Annotated in this window: 17 protein-coding genes and 1 riboswitch; of the genes, 11 read left to right on the top strand and 6 right to left on the bottom strand. The window is 72.9% G+C overall.

Annotated elements, in window-relative coordinates:
* Positions 1-61: 61 nt before the first annotated feature.
* Positions 62-700, top strand: a complete 639-nt coding sequence (locus tag PV364_RS35980) for a TetR family transcriptional regulator (RefSeq protein WP_319665032.1) — start codon at positions 62-64, stop codon at positions 698-700.
* A gap of 29 nt (positions 701-729) precedes the next feature.
* On the opposite strand, the gene PV364_RS35975 is transcribed toward PV364_RS35980, so the two are convergent.
* The 4 genes from PV364_RS35975 to PV364_RS35960 form a co-directional block, all read right to left on the bottom strand.
* Positions 730-1,053: a DMT family transporter gene (locus PV364_RS35975; protein WP_319665030.1), complete on the bottom strand. Its 324-nt coding sequence runs from the start codon at positions 1,051-1,053 to the stop codon at positions 730-732.
* A gap of 65 nt (positions 1,054-1,118) precedes the next feature.
* Positions 1,119-2,120 carry a ribosome small subunit-dependent GTPase A gene (rsgA, locus tag PV364_RS35970; RefSeq protein WP_319665029.1) on the bottom strand — a complete coding sequence of 334 codons (1,002 nt, stop codon included), beginning with the start codon at positions 2,118-2,120 and terminating at the stop codon, positions 1,119-1,121.
* A 4-nt stretch (positions 2,121-2,124) separates the two neighbouring features.
* Complete coding sequence (gene aroA, locus PV364_RS35965) at positions 2,125-3,471, bottom strand: 3-phosphoshikimate 1-carboxyvinyltransferase (protein WP_319665028.1); 1,347 nt, start codon at positions 3,469-3,471, stop codon at positions 2,125-2,127.
* A gap of 98 nt (positions 3,472-3,569) precedes the next feature.
* Positions 3,570-4,265: a M50 family metallopeptidase gene (locus tag PV364_RS35960; RefSeq protein WP_319665027.1), complete on the bottom strand. Its 696-nt coding sequence runs from the start codon at positions 4,263-4,265 to the stop codon at positions 3,570-3,572.
* A gap of 54 nt (positions 4,266-4,319) precedes the next feature.
* Here PV364_RS35960 and PV364_RS35955 point away from each other — a divergent pair, with 54 nt between their 5' ends.
* The 9 genes from PV364_RS35955 (at position 4,320) to PV364_RS35915 (ending at position 12,584) form a co-directional block, all read left to right on the top strand.
* Positions 4,320-5,135, top strand: a complete 816-nt coding sequence (locus PV364_RS35955; RefSeq protein ID WP_319665025.1) for an SOS response-associated peptidase — start codon at positions 4,320-4,322, stop codon at positions 5,133-5,135.
* Positions 5,136-5,179: 44 nt separating this feature from the next.
* Positions 5,180-5,824 (top strand): alpha/beta family hydrolase, encoded by a 645-nt coding sequence (locus PV364_RS35950; RefSeq protein ID WP_319665127.1) that lies wholly within the window; start codon positions 5,180-5,182, stop codon positions 5,822-5,824.
* A 231-nt stretch (positions 5,825-6,055) separates the two neighbouring features.
* Positions 6,056-6,718, top strand: coding sequence for a sigma-70 family RNA polymerase sigma factor (locus tag PV364_RS35945; protein ID WP_319665126.1), 663 nt, complete (start codon positions 6,056-6,058; stop codon positions 6,716-6,718).
* A complete protein-coding gene (gene rsrA, locus PV364_RS35940) occupies positions 6,715-7,029 on the top strand; it encodes a mycothiol system anti-sigma-R factor (RefSeq protein WP_319665023.1) in 315 nt (104 codons plus the stop codon). Before PV364_RS35945 ends, rsrA begins: the two co-directional genes overlap by 4 nt.
* A 179-nt stretch (positions 7,030-7,208) precedes the next feature.
* Positions 7,209-8,573 (top strand): HD-GYP domain-containing protein, encoded by a 1,365-nt coding sequence (locus tag PV364_RS35935; RefSeq protein WP_415924654.1) that lies wholly within the window; start codon positions 7,209-7,211, stop codon positions 8,571-8,573.
* Between the two features lie 71 nt (positions 8,574-8,644).
* Positions 8,645-9,829, top strand: a complete 1,185-nt coding sequence (locus PV364_RS35930; RefSeq protein ID WP_415924653.1) for an HD-GYP domain-containing protein — start codon at positions 8,645-8,647, stop codon at positions 9,827-9,829.
* Positions 9,830-10,060: 231 nt separating this feature from the next.
* A complete protein-coding gene (locus PV364_RS35925; protein ID WP_319665021.1) occupies positions 10,061-11,032 on the top strand; it encodes a tetratricopeptide repeat protein in 972 nt (323 codons plus the stop codon).
* 73 nt (positions 11,033-11,105) lie between these two features.
* Positions 11,106-11,726 carry a peptide deformylase gene (gene def / locus PV364_RS35920; protein ID WP_319665019.1) on the top strand — a complete coding sequence of 207 codons (621 nt, stop codon included), beginning with the start codon at positions 11,106-11,108 and terminating at the stop codon, positions 11,724-11,726.
* Positions 11,727-11,792: 66 nt separating this feature from the next.
* On the top strand, positions 11,793-12,584 hold the full coding sequence (locus PV364_RS35915) for a hypothetical protein (protein ID WP_319665017.1): 792 nt from the start codon (positions 11,793-11,795) through the stop codon (positions 12,582-12,584).
* A 50-nt stretch (positions 12,585-12,634) separates the two neighbouring features.
* On the opposite strand, the gene PV364_RS35910 is transcribed toward PV364_RS35915, so the two are convergent.
* Both PV364_RS35910 and PV364_RS35905 read right to left on the bottom strand, forming a co-directional pair.
* Entirely contained in the window at positions 12,635-13,645 is a 1,011-nt protein-coding gene (locus PV364_RS35910) for a ribonucleotide-diphosphate reductase subunit beta (protein ID WP_319665015.1), read from the bottom strand.
* Positions 13,645-16,032 (bottom strand): ribonucleoside-diphosphate reductase subunit alpha, encoded by a 2,388-nt coding sequence (locus PV364_RS35905; RefSeq protein WP_319665013.1) that lies wholly within the window; start codon positions 16,030-16,032, stop codon positions 13,645-13,647. The genes PV364_RS35910 and PV364_RS35905 overlap by 1 nt, the downstream gene beginning before the upstream one ends.
* A 125-nt stretch (positions 16,033-16,157) precedes the next feature.
* A riboswitch (cobalamin riboswitch) is annotated at positions 16,158-16,298 on the bottom strand.
* A 256-nt stretch (positions 16,299-16,554) separates the two neighbouring features.
* On the opposite strand from PV364_RS35905, the gene PV364_RS35900 reads away from it, so the two are divergent.
* Positions 16,555-17,526: a helix-turn-helix domain-containing protein gene (locus tag PV364_RS35900; protein WP_319665012.1), complete on the top strand. Its 972-nt coding sequence runs from the start codon at positions 16,555-16,557 to the stop codon at positions 17,524-17,526.
* Positions 17,527-17,701 lie beyond the last annotated feature (175 nt).

Raw genomic sequence — 17,701 nt, 5'->3', positions numbered from 1 at the left:
ACGAACCGACAGCACGTCAATTCTTTGCGCACGGCCGCTTTACCACGGCTTGGAGGCAATCATGCCGACAGCGCGCGAATCCTTGCTCGACGCGGCTTTGGCCGCGCTGTCCGCCCGGTCGTGGGCGACGATCCGGATGGTGGACATCGCGGCGACCGCCGGAGTGTCGCGGCAGACCCTCTACAACGAGTTCGGCAGCAAGGAGGGCCTGGCCCGGGCGCTGGCGCGGCGCGAGGCCGACGTGCTCGTCGCCGGTGTCGAACGCGTCCTGTCCGCCGCCGCCGACCAGGGCGGCGACCCCGGGGACTGCTTCGCCGCGGCCACCGGCCGGCTCCTGCAGGAGGCCCGCCGCAATCCCCTGGTGCGCGCCGTTCTGACCGGCTGCCGCGGGAGCCGCGTCCCGGCCGCCGCCATCACCCGTGTCCCCGTGCCCCGTTCGCCCGGGGCGCGGCCGCGAAGGAGCGACCTTCCGCTCACCCCCACCGAGGTGCTCGCCGCGCTGCGCACCCGTGCCGCCGCGACCTTGGAACGCGGCTTTCCCAAACTGGACCCGGCCGAGCTCGCCTGGGCGAGCGAGGCGGCGGTGCGTGTCGGCGTGTCGTACGTCATGGCGCCGCTGGCCACCGACGAGGATGCGTGCCTTCGGGTGGCCCGCCTGGTGCGCGGCATGCTCGGGCGCGGCTGGGTGGGCGCCGCCTGACCCGGGAGGGCCGCAGGCCCGACGTGCGGTCAGTGCGCGGAGCCGGACAGCTGGAGACCGATGGCGCCCAGGACGACGAGCGCGACCGAGACCAGCTTGAGCGTCGAGACGACGTCGCCGAGGAACGCCATGCCGTAGATCGCGGTCCCCGCCGCCCCGATACCCGTCCAGACCGCGTACGCGGCGCCGACGTCGAGCTTCTTCAGCGACATGGTCAGCAGCCCGAAGCTGCCGAGCGCGAAGACGCAGAAGGCGATGGTCGGCCACAGACGGGTGAACCCGTGGGAGAGCTTGAGGCAGACCGCGAAGCCGGTTTCGAGGAGTCCAGCGACCACCACGAGGAGCCAGGCCATCGAGCGCCCTCCCGTTCCGTCCTGTCGATGAGCGATCATCACACAGCATGCCCGGAAATCGGGTGTCAGTCCCCTTCCTTGCGCTCCCGCGTCGCAAGGAGCCGGCGGAGCGAGAAGAGCCGGGCGGGTTCGGCGTGCCCGTCGGCCACCCAGGCGTCCAGCGCGCAGTCCGGTTCGTCGTGGCTGCAGGCCCGAGGACAGCCCTCCGTGCCCGGTACGAGGTCCGGGAAGGCGTTGATGACCCGTGAGGGGTCGATGTGCGCCAGGCCGAAGGACCGTACGCCCGGGGTGTCGATGACCCACCCCTGCTCGCCTTTGAGCGGCAGCGCCAGCGCCGAGGTGGTGGTGTGCCGGCCGCGTCCGGTGACCGCGTTGACGTGACCGGTCGCGCGCTGACGCTCCACCAGGGCGTTGACGAGCGTGGTCTTCCCGACCCCGCTGTGGCCGACGAAGGCGGTGACGCGGCCCTCCAGGTGCTCGCGGACGGCCGCGGTCGCTTCCTCGTCGAAGTTCTCGTGGCTGGTGACCACATAGGCGACGCCGAGCGGCGCGTACGTCTCCAGCAGCGTTTCCGCCGGGGCCAGATCGGACTTGGTCAGCACCAACAGCGGTTCCAGCCCGGCGTCGTAGGCCGCCACCAGGCAGCGGTCGATCAGCCGCGGCCGCGGTTCGGGGTCGGCGAGGGCCGTGACGATGGCGAGCCGGTCGGCGTTGGCGACGACCACCCGCTCGAAGGGGTCGGTGTCGTCGGCGGTGCGGCGCAGCACGGAGGAGCGCTCCTCGACCCGCACGATCCGCGCCAGGGTGTCCTTGTCGCCCGTCAGGTCGCCGACGATGCCCACCCGGTCGCCCACCACGATGCCCTTGCGGCCGAGTTCGCGGGCCTTCATGGCGGTGATGGTGCGGTCGTCGACGAGGCAGGTGATCCGGCCGCGGTCGACGGTGAGGACGAAGCCCTCCTCGGCGTCCTCGTGCTTCGGGCGGATGGTGGAGCGGGGCCGGTTGCCCTTGGGGTTCGGGCGGGACCGGACGTCGTCCTCGTCGGTGTGCTTGCCGTAGCGCCGCATGACCTCAGACCCGTACCGGGGACGCGGGGGCGGCCGGTGTGGTGCCCAGCATGGCCGTCCACATGTCGGGGAAGTCGGGGAGCGTCTTGCCGGTGGTGGCGACGTTCTCCACCTGCACGCCGTCCACGGCCAGGCCGAGGACCGCGCCGGCGGTGGCCAGGCGGTGGTCGTCGTAGGTGTGGAAGACCCCGCCGCGCAGCGGGCGCGGGCGGATCCGCAGGCCGTCCTCGGTCTCGGTGACGTCGCCGCCGAGCCCGTTGATCTCCTTGGTCAGCGCGGCCAGCCGGTCGGTCTCGTGCAGCCGCAGGTGGCCGACCCCGCGCAGCACCGACTCGGAGTCCGCCAGGGCGGCGACCGCGGCGATGCCCGGGGTGAGCTCGCCGACCTCCGACAGGTCGGCGTCGATGCCGTGCACCCGGCCGGAGCCGGTCATGACCAGGCCGGCGTCGGTCAGCTCGCAGGAACCGCCCATCCGGGTGAACAGCTCGCGCAGCGCGTCGCCCGGCTGGGTGGTGCGGGCCGGCCAGTCGGGGATGACGACCCGGCCTCCGGTGACCAGGGCGGCAGCGAGGAACGGCTGGGCGTTGGACAGGTCCGGCTCGATGGTGAGGTCCACGCCGAGCAGCGCGCTCGGGTCGACCCGCCACACGTTGGGCTCGCCGCCGTTCTCCGGGGTGTCGACCTTGGCGCCCGCGTGCCGCAGCATCTCCACCGTCATCCGGATGTGCGGCAGGGACGGCAGGGTCGGGCCGGTGTGGCGGACCTCCACGCCCTGGTTGTAGCGCGGGCCGGACAGCAGCAGCGCGCTGACGAACTGCGAGGAGGCGGACGCGTCGATCGACACCGCGCCGCCGTCCAGCGCCCCGCCGCCCTGCACGGTCAGCGGGAGCGCGCCGCGCCCCTCGTCGTCGATGCGGGCGCCGAGGGCGCGCAGGGCGTCGATCACGCCGTGCAGCGGCCGCTCGTACGAACGGGGGTCGCCGTCGAAGCGCACCGGCCCGTCGGCGAGCGCGGCGACCGGCGGCAGGAAGCGCATCACGGTGCCCGCGTTGCCGACGTCCACGGTCGCGGGACCGTGCAGCCCGGCGGGGATGACCCGCCACGCCTCGCCGCCGTAGGGGTTGACCACCTCGTCGATCTGGACGCCCATGGACCGCAGCGCCTCGGCCATCAGCACGGTGTCCCGGCTGCGCAGCGGCCGGCGCAGCCAGCCGGGCTCGGAGGCCAGCGCCGCCAGCACCAGGGCGCGGTTGGTGACCGACTTGGATCCGGGCACGGTGACCGTGGCGTCGACGGGGGCGGACGCGTGCGGTGCGGGCCACAGGGCGGTGTGCGCGGGGGTACCGGTCATGGAAACCAAGCGTAGTGGTTGAACGTGAGGCTGAATCGCGCACAAAGCGGACGAAACCTGACGGAAACAGGGGTCCGCCCGCAAGGGCTACACGCGGACTACAGCCCGAGCAGCCAGCGGCCGCCCCCGAACAGCGAGAACAGCGCGACGGCGTAGAAGAGCAGCATCCACAGCGCGGCCGGTGTGTGGGTGAGGCGTGCCAGCTGGTCCGCGTCCGAGCTCGGCGCCGCTCCGCCGCGGCGCTTCTGCTGGAGCTCCAGCACCGGGCGCACGCCCCCCAGGAGCAGGAACCACACCACCAGGTACGCGAAGACCGCCTGCACCTGCGGCTCGGTCAGCCAGGACACCAGGAGGAAGATCCCGCCGGTGACGAAGACCGTCAGCACGCCGTAGGCGTTGCGGATCATGAACAGCATCAGCAGGAGCAGCGCGGTCGCGCCCCAGAGCAGCAGTGTGATGTGCCCGGCCGCCAGGAGCAGCGCGCCGCCCGCCCCGAGCAGCGAGGGCGCCGTGTAGCCGGCCGCGGCGGTCAGGATCATGCCGAGGCCGTGCGGCTTGCCGCGGGAGACGGTCAGCCCCGAGGTGTCCGAGTGCAGCCGGATGCCCTGCAGGCGGCGTCCGGACAGCAGTGCCATCAGGCCGTGGCCGCCTTCGTGCGCGATGGTGACGGCGTTGCGCGACAGCCGCCATATGCCGTGCGGGAGGACCGCGGCCAGGGCGACGGCGGCCGTCGCACCGACCACCCAGGCGGAGGGCGCGGGCTGGGTGCCGATGAGGGAGTCGAAGAGCTGCACGGTTCCGCACCCTATGACGGCGGGCTGTGCGCGCGCCGTGGCAATCTGGCACTCATGTGCGGTCGATACGCAGCGAGCCGGCGGCCGGAGGATCTCGTCGACCTCTTCGACGTGCGGAAATGGGATCCCACCGAGGCGCTGGACCCCAACTGGAATGTCGCTCCCACCGACAGCACCTACGCGGTGCTGGAGCGCCCCGACAAGGAGACCGGCGAGATCGTCCGGCAACTGCGCGCGCTGCGCTGGGGCCTGGTGCCGAGCTGGGCCAAGTCCCCCGACGTCGGGGTGAAGATGATCAACGCGCGGGCCGAGACGGTGCACGAGAAGCCGTCCTACCAGCGGCCGTTCGCCTCCCGCCGCTGCCTGCTGCCCGCCGACGGCTACTTCGAGTGGGTCACCGGCAGGGACGAGCGGCAACTGGAGGAGCAGGGCAGGAAGAAGCGGTCCCGCAAGCAGCCGTACTTCGTCACCCCCGCAGACGGATCGGTCTTCGCGATGGCCGGGCTCTACGAGTTCTGGCGCGACCGCACCCTGCCCGACGAGCACCCGCGCGCCTGGTGGGTCACCTGCGCCGTGATCACCACCGAGGCCGACACCGAGCCCTTCGCCGACGCCGACGAGCGCCCCGGGGGCCCGCGCGCCCTGGCCGACATCCACCCCCGCATGCCGCTGTGGCTCACCCCCGACCGCTGGGACGCCTGGCTCGACCCCACCCGCACCGATCCCGGCGCGCTGCGCGCACTGCTCGTCCCGCCGGGTCACGGGCTGCTGCGCGCGTACCCGGTGCGCTCCGAGGTCAGCAACGTCCGCAACAACGGGCCCGAGCTGGTGGAATCGATCGAGGCGCCGGAGGAGGCGACGTTGTTCTGAGCTGTTCCGACCGTCCGCGGTGGCAGACTGCGACGGTGAACGTGATCTCCGACACCGTCGAGACCGTGCCCACCCCGGTGGGGGACGCCCGTATCACCTGGCACCGGGCGCGCCGGGCGCGCGCCGTCGTCGCGCTGGGTCACGGCGCGGGGGGCGGCATCGAGGCCCGCGACCTGCGCGCGCTGGCGGCCGCCCTGCCGCCGCACGGCTGGACCGTCGCGCTGGTCGAGCAGCCCTGGCGGGTGGCAGGCAAGAAGCTGGCGCCCGCCCCGAAGACCCTCGACGCGGCCTGGACCGCGCTGTGGCCCGCGCTGGCCGCGCCGGGGCTGCCGGTCGTCGCCGGGGGCCGCAGCGCGGGGGCACGGGTGGCCTGCCGCACCGCCGACGCGCTCGGCGCGGCCGCGGTGCTCGCGCTGTCCTTCCCGCTGCACCCGCCCGGCAAGCCGGAGCGGTCCCGCGCCGACGAGCTGACCGGCGCGGGCGTCCCGGCGCTGGTCGTCCAGGGCGGCCGGGACCCCTTCGGGCGGCCCGAGGAGTTCCCGCCCGGCCACCAGCCGGTCGAGGTGCCGTACGCCGACCACGGATTCGCCGTGCCCAAGTCCGCGGACCTGGGCCAGGAGGAGGCCGTGACGATTCTCACGAACGCCGTGCTGGGCTGGCTGGGGGACCTCCCGCGACTTCGGGAATGAGCCGCGACCGGGCCGTGTTGTGCCAGGCGTCCACACGAAAGTTCGTACGTACAGTGAGGAAGCCGCATGGCGACAGCCGCATGCCGCGCCCGTGCCGAGGCGCCTTACCTGGCCTGGCCCGAGTGGCCGGCGATGGGTGGTGCGGCGGGCACGACCAGCGCACCGATCCCGCCCGGGATATCCTCCGATGGCGTGGGGTCCGTGTACGGCCCCGTGACCGTCGTGGAGGAGGTGGGTCCGGTCAGCGGCACTGACGACAGTACGTCCGAGGTACAGGAGCAGGTCCAGGTATCCCAGGAGTCGGACCTCGAGCGCAGTGCGCGCTTCGAGCGGGACGCGCTGGAGTACCTCGACCAGATGTACTCGGCGGCGCTGCGCATGACCCGCAACCCGGCCGACGCGGAGGACCTGGTGCAGGAGACGTACGCCAAGGCGTACGCGTCCTTCCACCAGTTCCGTGAGGGGACCAACCTCAAGGCGTGGCTCTACCGCATCCTCACCAACAGCTTCATCAACTCCTACCGCAAGAAGCAGCGCGAGCCCCAGCGCAGCGGCACGGAGGAGATCGAGGACTGGCAGCTGGCGCGTGCGGAGTCGCACATGTCCACCGGCCTGCGCTCCGCGGAGTCCCAGGCGCTGGACCACCTGCCGGACTCCGATGTGAAGCAGGCGCTGCAGGCGATCCCGGAGGAGTTCCGGATCGCGGTGTATCTCGCGGACGTCGAAGGCTTTGCCTACAAGGAGATCGCCGACATCATGGGTACGCCCATCGGTACGGTGATGTCGCGTCTGCACCGGGGGCGGCGGCAGCTGCGCTCGCTGCTGGAGGACTACGCGCGGGAGCGCGGGCTCGTCCCGGCGGGCGCGGGCGACGAGAAGGGCTCGGGCACATGAGCTGCGGCAACGCGCATGAGACGGATTGTTCCGAGGTACTCGACCATCTTTACGAGTATCTGGACAACGAGATGTCCGACGACGCCTGCGCCAAGTTCAAGCAGCACTTCGACGAGTGCCACCCGTGCTTGGAGAAGTACGGCTTGGAGCAGGCCGTCAAGAAGCTGGTCAAGCGGTGCTGCGGCCAGGACGACGTCCCCACGGACCTGCGGTCCAAGGTCCTCACCCGGATCGAGCTGATCCGCGAGGGCGAGGTCGCACCCGTCCCCGGCCCGCTCGAGGGCGGGGACGCGACCACCACCGCCTCCTAGCCAGGCACCGCGGACACCGTCCGCCCGGTCCGGCGGTGCCCCACGGCACCGCCGGACCGCGCCGTCCCACGGGTCACGCGGGAGGTCACGCGGGATCACCCGAAGGCGGGAATCCCGGCTGCTCCGGCTCCGGGCGGCGACCGCGCCCCTAGCCTCGTCACGTGCGTGAGATGCGGGTGGTGCGGGAACTTCCGCCGGCGGCGCGGGTGTACCTGCCGGTCGTCGTGCTCTCGTCCTGCGGCGCGCTCGTCACCGCGCCGTACGACGGCGTCCCCTGGGTGACCGCGGCCCTTCTGGCGTCCCTGTATCTCGCCGGGGAACTGGCCGGGGCCCCGTTGCCACCAGTGCTGTTCGCCGCCGCGATGTTGCTGCCGCCGGGCGCGGCCGCCCTCGTGGCGGTCCCGGGTGCGCTGGGCGCGCCGGTGCGGGGCGAACCCCGCGGAGTACGCAGGGTGTGGCACGCCGCGCAGCTCTCGCTGGCCGCGTACGCCGCGGCCCGGGCACGGGGGCTGCTCGACGGCGGACCGCCCGACCGCCTGCCGGGGCTGCTGCTCCCGGCGGCGGGCGCGGCGCTGGTGTTCTGGCTGGTGTCGGCCGCGCTGACCGGTGGGGTGCTGATCGCCGCCGAAGGCGTGCCCGCGGTCCCCGCGTGGCGGGACGCCCTGCTCGGCTCCCTCGCACCGCACCTGACGTACGCGCTGGTGGGACTGCTGGCGGCGGTGCTCTGGCAGGGCCCGTTCGGCAGCCTCGCCGCGGTCCTGGCGCTGCTGCCGACCCACATCGCGCGCTGGGTCGCCGGTCAGGCGCAGCGCGAACGCGCCACCCATCAGGCCACCGTGCGCGCCCTGGTGCAGGCCGTCGAGATCAAGGACCGCTACACCCGGGGCCACAGCGAGCGGGTCGGCCGCGCCTCGGCCCTGATCGCCCGCGAGATCGGCCTGCCCGCCGAGCGCGTGGAGGCCCTGCGGCTGGCGGGCATCCTGCACGACATCGGCAAGATCGGCGTCCCGACGCGCGTGCTGCGCAAGGACGGTCCGCTCACCCCAGAGGAACGCCGCATCATCGAACTGCACCCCGGCTACGGCCACGACATCGTGCGGGGCATCGAGTTCCTGGACGACGCGCGGTCGGCGATCCTCCACCACCACGAGCGCATGGACGGCTCCGGCTATCCGCACGGCCTGGCCGGCGACGCCATCCCCTCCTCGGCCCGTGTGGTGGCGGTGGCCGACGCGTTCGACGCCATGACGTCGGCGCGCACCTACCAGCCGGCCCGGGAGGTCGGCGAGGCACTGGGGGAGCTGCGCCGGTGCTCCGGCCGTCACTTCGACCCCGAGATGGTCGAGGCGCTGGTGCGCATCGTGGACCGCGACGGCTGGAACCCCGCGCTCACCACGGACGAGCCGGAGCCCTTCGCCGCGCCCGGTCCCGTCGGCGTCACCCGGGTGGCCGGAAGGGTCGTGGCGCCGCGCCGGCACGCCCGCGGCCACGGCGGCGCGGACCGCGAGACCGGCCGCCGCGGCGGCAAGGGGCGGCGGGCGTGACCGAGCCGTCCGGCCGGGGGCACCGGCGCGCCACACCCGCGACGGCCGCGACGGCCGCCGTGACCGCGCTGCTGCGCCGTCGCCACCACCGCCGGCGGACCCCGCCGGTCGCGCACGTGGTGCACGCCCTCGCCCTCGGCGCCGGAGCCGCCGGGCTGGGCTGGACGGCCGTGCACGGGGTTGCCGACCCGGTGTCCGCCGCCGTGTTCGGGGCGCTCGTCGTGGTCGGCGAGGTGCTCCGGGTCGCCGAGGCGGACGGCAGGGAGGCGGCGCCCGTGGCGTTCGCCGGGGCGCTGGGGTACGCGCTGGTGGGCACCGAGGCGGTGCCCGTGGTGGTCACGGTCGTCGGCTGCGCCGTGCTGGCCGGACGGGTGCGCGGCGGGACGTGGGACGCCGCCGCCCGGCGGGTCCTCACCACCGGCTTCGCGGCGGCCTGCGCGCAGCCGCTGTACGGCGGCAGCGGCGGCCATCCGGTGTACGCCGTGGTGCTGCTCGCCAGCACGATCCTGTGCGACGCCGTCCTGGCCGCGTGGCTGACCGCCGCCCGCACAAGGGAGCCCTTCGCGCCGGTGCTGCGGGACGAGGTGGCCGCGCTGCCCGGCGTGGGGTCGGCGGTGTGCGCGGGCGGGGCGGTGCTGGCGCAGGCGGTGGAGGCGGCGGGGCTGTGGGCGGTGCCGGTGTGCGCGGTGCCGCTGCTGCTGACGCAGACGGCCTTCCGGCGGCACGCGGCGATCCGGGCGACCCGGCGGGCGACGGTCGCCTCGCTCGCCCGGGCCACCGACCTGGCCGGCTACACCCCGGCCGGCCACGCCCGCCGGGTCGGCGCGCTCAGTCACGCACTGGGCAGGGAACTCGGCCTGGGCGGACGGGCCCTGGCCGCCGTCGAGCACGCCGCCCTCCTGCACGACATCGGCCAACTCTCCCTCGTGGACCCGGTACCCGGGGGCGCGACCGCGCCCCTGGACCCCGCGGAACGGCGCCGCATCGCCTTGCTGGGAGCGGCCGTCGTACGCCGGACGGGGGCGCCCGAGGAAGTCGCCCGGATCGTGGAGGGCCAGGCCGATCCCTACCGCGAACAGCCGCTCGCCGGGCGGATCGTGCGTACGGCCAACGCCTACGAGGACCTGGCCGGGGGCGGGGGCGCCGTGGGCCGGGGACTGCAGGCGCTGGAACGATTGCGCCTGGACACCGCCCAGGAATACGACCCCCGCGTGGTCGAGGCCCTGACCAGGGTCATTGCCAGGGGAGGGCAGTGAACCGGCCGGTAATGAGCGGGCGTACCAAGGGGCATGGTTGGATGCCCGCAGGGGCGCAGAGCGCCCAAGAGGCACGCATGTCGCCCATGCCGGCAAACCGGCAAGCCCGGCCGTGTGTGACGGGCCCTGCCGATGGCAAGGAGGACTGATGAGCACCGCTGAGCACGGGACGTGGGGGGACGGACGGGGCACCGTGGAGCACCAGCGAAAGCGAACGGCAGGCGGGACACCTTGAGGATCTTCGGCAGGGCACGCCATCGGCCCTCCGCCACCTGGCGGCAGGCGACCGATCGCGCGTTCACCCTGATCAGCGACGGGCGGTACGAGGACGCCGGCGCGCTCCTCATCCGCGCCGCGGATCTGGAGCCCTGGCGCTCGGAGTCCTGGTACAACCTCGCACTGCTGCACAAGTTCCGGCACGACTGGGAGCAGGCCCGCACGACCGGCCTGCGGGCCGTCGCCCTTCTCGACCGGGCCCCCGGAGCCCCCGACTGGTGGAACGTCGGCATCGCCGCCACCGCGCTGCAGGACTGGCCGCTGGCCCGGCGCGCCTGGCAGGCCTACGGACTGCGGCCCGACACCGCCGGCACCGGCCCGATCGACATGGAACTCGGCAGCTCCACCGTGCGGCTCTCCCCGGAGGGCGAGGCCGAGGTGGTGTGGGGCCGCAGGCTCGACCCGGCCCGCATCGAGGTGCTGAGCATCCCGCTGCCGTCCTCCGGGCGGCGCTGGGGCGAGGTCGTCCTGCACGACGGCGTGCCGCACGGCGAGCGCCGTACCGCCGACGGCGCCACGTACCCGGTCTTCGACGAGATCGAGTTGTGGGCGCCCTCGCCCGTGCCGACCTGGCTGGTGCTGCTGGAGGCGGCCACCGAGGCCGACCGTGACGCGCTGGAGCAGCTGGCCGCCGACGCGGGGTACGCCGCCGAGGACTGGTCGTCCTCCGTCCGGCTGCTGTGCCGCACGTGCTCGGAGAGCCGGATGCCCACCGACGACGGCTCCGACTCCTCCCGCGACCCCCACGACCAGGGCGAGCCGGGCCACCCCGGGCACCTCAGCCACCGCAGCCCGGGCGCCCTGTGGGCCCCTGAGCGGGAGTGCGGGATCGCCGCCCCCGTCGGGCTGGTGCGGGGACTGCTGGACAGCTGGGTGGCGGACAGCCCGGACACCCGGGACTGGCGCGATCTCGAAGAGGTCTGCTGAGCCGCTCGGGTGCACGTACCCTTGATGGGCTATCGAGCGTTGATGCAGGCCCCAGGAAGGCGTACGACGGACCATGTCGCAGCAGGACACCGAGCAGACCGCATTCACCGACGACGTCACGGACGCCGAGGAACGTGAGGCGGCCCACCGCGCCCGTGGCACGGCCCGTCCCATCACGGTCGTCGGCAACCCGGTCCTGCACCACCCGTGCACCCCGGTCACGTCCTTCGACGACGACCTGGCCGCCCTCGTCGACGACATGTTCGCCAGCCAGCGCGCCGCCGAGGGCGTCGGCCTGGCCGCGAACCAGATCGGCGTGAACCTGCGCGTCTTCGTCTACGACTGCCCGGACGACGACGGAGTCCGCCACGTGGGCCATGTCGTCAACCCGGTCATCGACGATCTCCCCGCCGAGCGCCGCGTCCTCGACGACGGCAACGAGGGCTGCCTGTCGGTCCCCGGCGCCTACGCCGAGCTGCCGCGCCCCGACTACGCGGTCTGCCGCGGGCAGGACCTGCACGGCAACGACATCGTCGTCGAGGGCACGGGCTTCTTCGCCCGCTGCCTGCAGCACGAGACCGACCACCTCAACGGGTACCTCTACATCGACCGGCTCTCCAAGCGGGACCGCAAGGACGCGCTGAAGCAGATGGCCGAGCTGACGCCGAAGTACGAGACCGTCCCGAACGACTGATCGTTTCGTGTCGCTACCCTGTTCGTCCCCGGCGTGATCACGCCGGGGACGAACAGGGGAGGGGCATTGCGCAACAGAGCGCTGACGGCTGCCGCGGCAGGCGCGGCCGCCCTCGTGGTCCTGACCGCACCGGCCGCACACGCGGAGGGCCGGGGCGACATCCGGATCACCAAGACCGTGGTGGACCACGGCACCAATGTGATCGTCGGGACGAAGAAGGTCGTTGAGTTCCCGGTCACCATGACGATCAGGGACGACTCGGGGATCAAGAAGGTCTCGCGCGTGAGCGCCTTCAACGCGACGAACGGGTTCGGACCCGTCGACTGGACCGCCACCCGCTGCGAGAAGAAGAGCGCCACCACGTCGGTGTGCACGGCCACGATGACGATCCACCCGGAGTGGATCCGGCCGTACGGCGAGGGCGGGATCGAGGGCTGGAACGCCAACCAGGTCGCGGGTGTGTGGCAGGTCAACGCCACGGTGAATGCGAACGACCGCGACTACTGGATCAGCGACGACATCGCCCGGTTCAAGGTCAAGCGCGCCTCGGTGCTCACCACCGACGCGGGCCCGGAGCCGGTCGCCAGGGGCGGCAAGCTCACCGTCAAGGGCAAGCTCACGCGGGCGAGCTGGCAGACCCTGAAGTACGGGGGCTACGCGGGGCAGCCCGTGAAGCTGCAGTTCAAGAAGGCCGGCTCCACGAAGTGGAGCACCGTCAAGACGGCGACCACGAGCAGCAACGGCTCGCTGAGCACCAAGGTGACCGCGACCTCCGCGGGCAGCTGGCGCTGGTTCTTCCCGGGCACGACCACCACGGCCCAGGTGACCTCGGCCGCCGACGCGGTCGCCCTGAAGTGACCGCGGGCGGGGCCCGGCCGACTCGGGCCGGGCCCCGCTCCCACGGCTGATCAGAAGTCGTCGTCGAAGGAGACCGAGCCCTCGACCGCGACCTGGTACGCGGAGGCGCGGCGCTCGAAGAAGTTGGTCAGCTCCTGGACGTTCTGCAGCTCCATGAAGGAGAACGGGTTCTCCGAGCCGTAGCGGGCCGGCAGGCCGAGGCGGACCAGGCGCTGGTCGGCGACGCACTGCAGGTACTCGCGCATGGAGTCGGTGTTCATGCCGGGCAGGCCGTCGCCGCACAGGTCGCGGGCGAACTGCAGCTCGGCCTCGACGGCCTCCTCCAGCATGGCGGTGACCTGCTTGGCCATCTCCTCGTCGAAGAGGTCGGGCTCCTCCCGGCGGACGGTGTCGACCACGTGGAAGGCGAAGTCCATGTGCATGGACTCGTCGCGGAACACCCAGTTGGTGCCGGTGGCCAGGCCGTGCAGCAGGCCGCGGGACCGGAACCAGTAGACGTACGCGAAGGCGCCGTAGAAGAACAGGCCCTCGATGCACGCCGCGAAGCAGATCAGGTTGAGCAGGAAGCGGCGGCGGTCCGCCCTGCTCTCCAGGCGGTCGATGGACTCCACCGAGTCCATCCAGCGGAAGCAGAACTGCGCCTTCTCGCGGATGGAGGGGATGTTCTCCACCGCGTCGAAGGCGGCGGCGCGCTCCTCGGGGTCGGGGAGGTAGGTGTCGAGCAGCGTCAAGTAGAACTGGACGTGCACGGCCTCCTCGAAGAGCTGCCGCGACAGGTACAGCCGCGCCTCGGGGGAGTTGATGTGCTTGTAGAGCGTCAGCACCAGGTTGTTGGCCACGATCGAGTCGCCGGTGGCGAAGAAGGCGACCAGCCGGCCGATCATGTGCTGCTCGCCGGGCGAGAGCTTGGCGAGGTCGGCGACGTCGGAGTGGAGGTCGACCTCCTCCACGGTCCAGGTGTTCTTGATCGCGTCGCGGTAGCGCTCGTAGAAGTCCGGGTAGCGCATCGGACGCAGGGTCAGCTCGAAGCCCGGGTCGAGCAGGTTCTTGGTGGAGCTCATTACTGGCAGGCCTCGCAGGACTCGGGGTTCTCAAGGGAGCAGGCGATCGCGTCGGCGTCGGGCGTGGCCTGCTGAACGGGGATGACCGCCGGGGCCGCAGCGCGGGCCGACTGGGCGATGCGGGTGGCCGGGCGGGAGCGCAGGTAGTACGTCGTCTTCAGGCCCTGCTTCCAGGCGTACGCGTACATCGAGCTGAGCTTGCCGATGGTGGGCGAGGCCATGAAGAGGTTGAGCGACTGGCTCTGGTCGAGGTACGGCGTGCGGGCCGCGGCCATGTCGATCAGGGCGCGCTGCGGGAGCTCCCAGGCGGTGCGGTACAGGGCGCGGACGTCGGCGGGGATCCAGTGGAAGCCCTCGACGGAGCCGTTGGACTCGCGCAGGGCGTCGCGGGTCTGCGCGTCCCACACGCCGAGCTTCTTCAGCTCGGCCACCAGGTAGGAGTTGACCTGGAGGAACTCACCGCTGAGCGTCTCGCGCTTGAAGAGGTTGGAGACCTGCGGCTCGATGCACTCGTAGACGCCCGCGATGGAGGCGATGGTCGCGGTCGGGGCGATGGCGAGCAGCAGCGAGTTGCGCATGCCGGTGGCGGCGACGCGGGCGCGCAGGGCGTCCCAGCGCTCGGGCCAGTTCGCCTCGGTCGCGTAGTGGTCGGGGTGCAGGACGCCGCGGGCGGCGCGGGTCTCGGACCAGGCCGGGTGCGGGCCGTGGCGCTCGGCGAGGTCGCAGGAGGCCTCGTACGCGGCGAGCATGATGCGCTCGGCGATCCGGGTGGACAGCGCCGTGGCCTCGGCGGAGTCGAAGGCCAGCCGCAGCTTGAAGAAGACGTCCTGCAGGCCCATCACGCCCAGGCCCACCGGGCGCCAGCGCTCGTTGGAGGAGGCGGCCTGGCCGGTGGGGTAGAAGTTGATGTCCACCACACGGTCGAGGAAGGTGACGGCGGTGCGGACGGTGGCGTCCAGCCGCTCCCAGTCGATGACGTCCCCGCCGGTGCCGCCGTCCAGGACGAAGGCGGCGAGGTTGACCGAGCCGAGGTTGCAGACCGCGGTCTCGCCGTCGTTGGTGACCTCCAGGATCTCCGTGCAGAGGTTGGAGGAGTGGATGACGCGGCCGGGCTCGGCGGTCTGGTTGGCGGTGCGGTTGGAGGCGTCCTTGAAGGTCATCCAGCCGTTGCCGGTCTGCGCGAGGGTGCGCATCATGCGGCCGTACAGTTCGCGCGCCGGGAGGGTCTTGCGGGCCAGGCCCGCCGCCTCGGCCTCGCGGTAGGCGGCGTCGAACTCCTCGCCCCACAGGTCGACCAGCCCGGGCACGTCGGCGGGGGAGAACAGCGACCAGGTGCCGTCGGCGTCGACGCGGCGCATGAACTCGTCCGGGATCCAGTGCGCCAGGTTGAGGTTGTGGGTACGCCGCGCCTCCTCACCGGTGTTGTCGCGCAGCTCCAGGAACTCCTCGATGTCCGCGTGCCAGGTCTCCAGGTAGACGCAGGCCGCGCCCTTGCGGCGGCCGCCCTGGTTCACGGCGGCGACGGAGGCGTCCAGGGTGCGCAGGAACGGCACGATGCCGTTGGAGTGGCCGTTGGTGCCGCGGATCAGCGAACCGCGCGAGCGGATGCGGGAGTACGACAGGCCGATGCCGCCGGCGTGCTTCGACAGCCGGGCGACCTGGTGGTAGCGGTCGTAGATGGAGTCCAGCTCGTCCAGCGGGGAGTCCAGCAGGTAGCACGAGGACATCTGCGGGTGCCGGGTGCCGGAGTTGAAGAGCGTGGGGGAGCTGGGCAGGTAGTCCAGCCGGCTCATCAGGCCGTAGAGCGCGGCGACCTCGTCCAGCGCCCGGCCGGAGTGGTCCTCGGCGAGCCCGCAGGCCACGCGGAGCATGAAGTGCTGGGGCGTCTCGATGACCTGGCGGGTGATCGGGTGGCGCAGCAGGTAGCGGCTGTGCAGGGTGCGCAGGCCGAAGTAGCCGAAGCGGTCGTCGGCGCGGCCGGCGAGGGCGTCGTCCACCAGGGCGTCCAGCCGGGCGGCGTGGGTGGCCACGAACTCGGCGGTGCCGTCGGCGATCAGGCCCTCGCGGTGGCCGACGGCGATGGACGCGGAGAAGGACACCGCCCCCTCGCCCGCCGCCTCGTCGGCGATGGCGGTCGTCAGCAGCCGGGCCGCCAGGCGCGAGTACTGGGGGTCCTCCGAGATCAGTCCGGCGGCGGCCTCCGTGGCCAGCGCCCGCAGTTCCGCCTCGTCCGCCGCGGCGCTGCGGCCGCGCAGGGCGGCGGCGGCGACCCGGCCGGGGTCGGTGTCGGGGAGGTCTGCGGTCAGCTCCGTGAGGGAGCTCAGCAAGTCGGTTCCCAGTGAGGCGGGTTCCGATGCGGTGGCGGGTGCGGCGGGCGCGATGGTCACGTGTGCTCTCTCCCTCGAACGGCGACGACGCGAGGGGAAAGACGGGGCGCACGCAGGGCAGGGCATGCCGCGGCGCGTCCGCCGGCCCAACCCGCGAGGCCCGGACACTTCACCGTCCGGACGGAGCGCCGGACGGTGCCGTCGGCAGGTACTCGGACTCGCGGGCATACCTCGAGGCGCCCGCACACCGTTGCGGGGCAGTCCCGGATTCCCACCGGCTTCCCCTGCGTCGACAGCGGAGTCGAGCATACATCTAGTGGCGCCCGCCCGTGGCGCCACCAGATGTTGTGTCGGGGCGGTTACAGATTGCCCGGTTCAGGCATGCCAGTCGTGGCCGTCCCGGGAGTCGTGGACGTGTCCGGTCAGGGCGGCGAGCGCCAACAGGAGGAAGAAGACCAGTGCGGTGACGGTGGCGAGGAGGGTTTCCATGCCTTCGACTGTGCTCCTCGCCCGCCCCCGCCGGGAGTGGCAGGACTGACGCACTCCCTCGAAATCCTGCCAGGGCTCTGCCATGCTGGGCGCATGCTGCAGAACGTGGCCGTGGTGCTGCTCGACGGTGTCCATCCATTCGAACTGGGCGTGGTCTGCGAGGTGTTCGGACTCGATCGGTCGGACGACGGGCTGCCGTCCTACGACTTCGCGGTGGCCTCCGCGGAGGGCCGCACGCTGACCTCCCCGGCCGGCTTCACCATCGGCACCTCGCACGGGCTGGAGCGCCTGGAGGAGGCCGATCTGGTCGCGGTGCCGGCCGGCGACTCCTATGTGCGCCGGGAGTACCCGCCGGAGCTGCTGCGGGCGTTGAACCGTACGGTGGACCGCGGGGCGCGCGTACTCAGCGTCTGCTCCGGCGTCTTCGTCCTGGCCGCCGCCGGCCTGCTGGACGGCCGCCGCTGCGCGGCCCACTGGCGGCACGCCGAGGAGCTGGCGCGGCGTTACCCGCGCGTGAAGGTGGAGCCCGACGTGCTCTACGTGGACGAGGACCCGGTGATCACCTCGGCGGGTACCGCCGCCGGGATCGACGCCTGTCTGCACCTGGTCCGCAAGGAGCAGGGCAGTGACGTGGCCAACGCGATAGCGCGTCGCATGGTGGTGCCGCCGCACCGCGAGGGCGGCCAGGCGCAGTACATCGAGCGGCCGCTGCCGCGCACCCGGTGCGACACCGTGGGCGAGGTGCTGGGCTGGATGGAGCGCCATCTGGACCGCGAGGTGACCGTCGACGAGCTCGCGGCCCGCGCCCACATGTCGCCGCGCACCTTCGCGCGCCGCTTCCAGCAGGAGACCGGGACGACGCCGTACCGCTGGCTGCTCGGCCAACGGGTGCTGCTGGCCCGGGAGCTGCTGGAGGCCACCGACGCGACGGTGGACGCGGTCGCCCTGCGCGCGGGCTTCGGCAACGCGGCGACGCTGCGTCACCACTTCGCCCGCTGGGTGGGCACCACCCCGCAGGCGTACCGCCGTACCTTCCGCCGGCCCGAGCGGGCGCGGTCCGCATGACGACGGGCCGCCGCCCCGTCCCAGGGCGGCGGCCCGTGACCGTGGGCCGCGCGGGCGGCCGTCAGTGGCCGGCGGCGACCGGCAGGTCCGGCTGATCCCCCGGCAGATCCCGCTGCACGCCGGGGTCGCCGGCGTCGGCGGTGTAGTCCTTCACGGCCGTCTCGTCCAGGCCCTC

It is taken from the genome of Streptomyces sp. MI02-7b (genome assembly GCF_033793585.1).
Taxonomy (GTDB): Bacteria; Actinomycetota; Actinomycetes; order Streptomycetales; family Streptomycetaceae; genus Actinacidiphila.
Note: the sequence above shows the minus strand (reverse complement) of the source record. Positions and strands in the feature narration are given on the sequence as shown.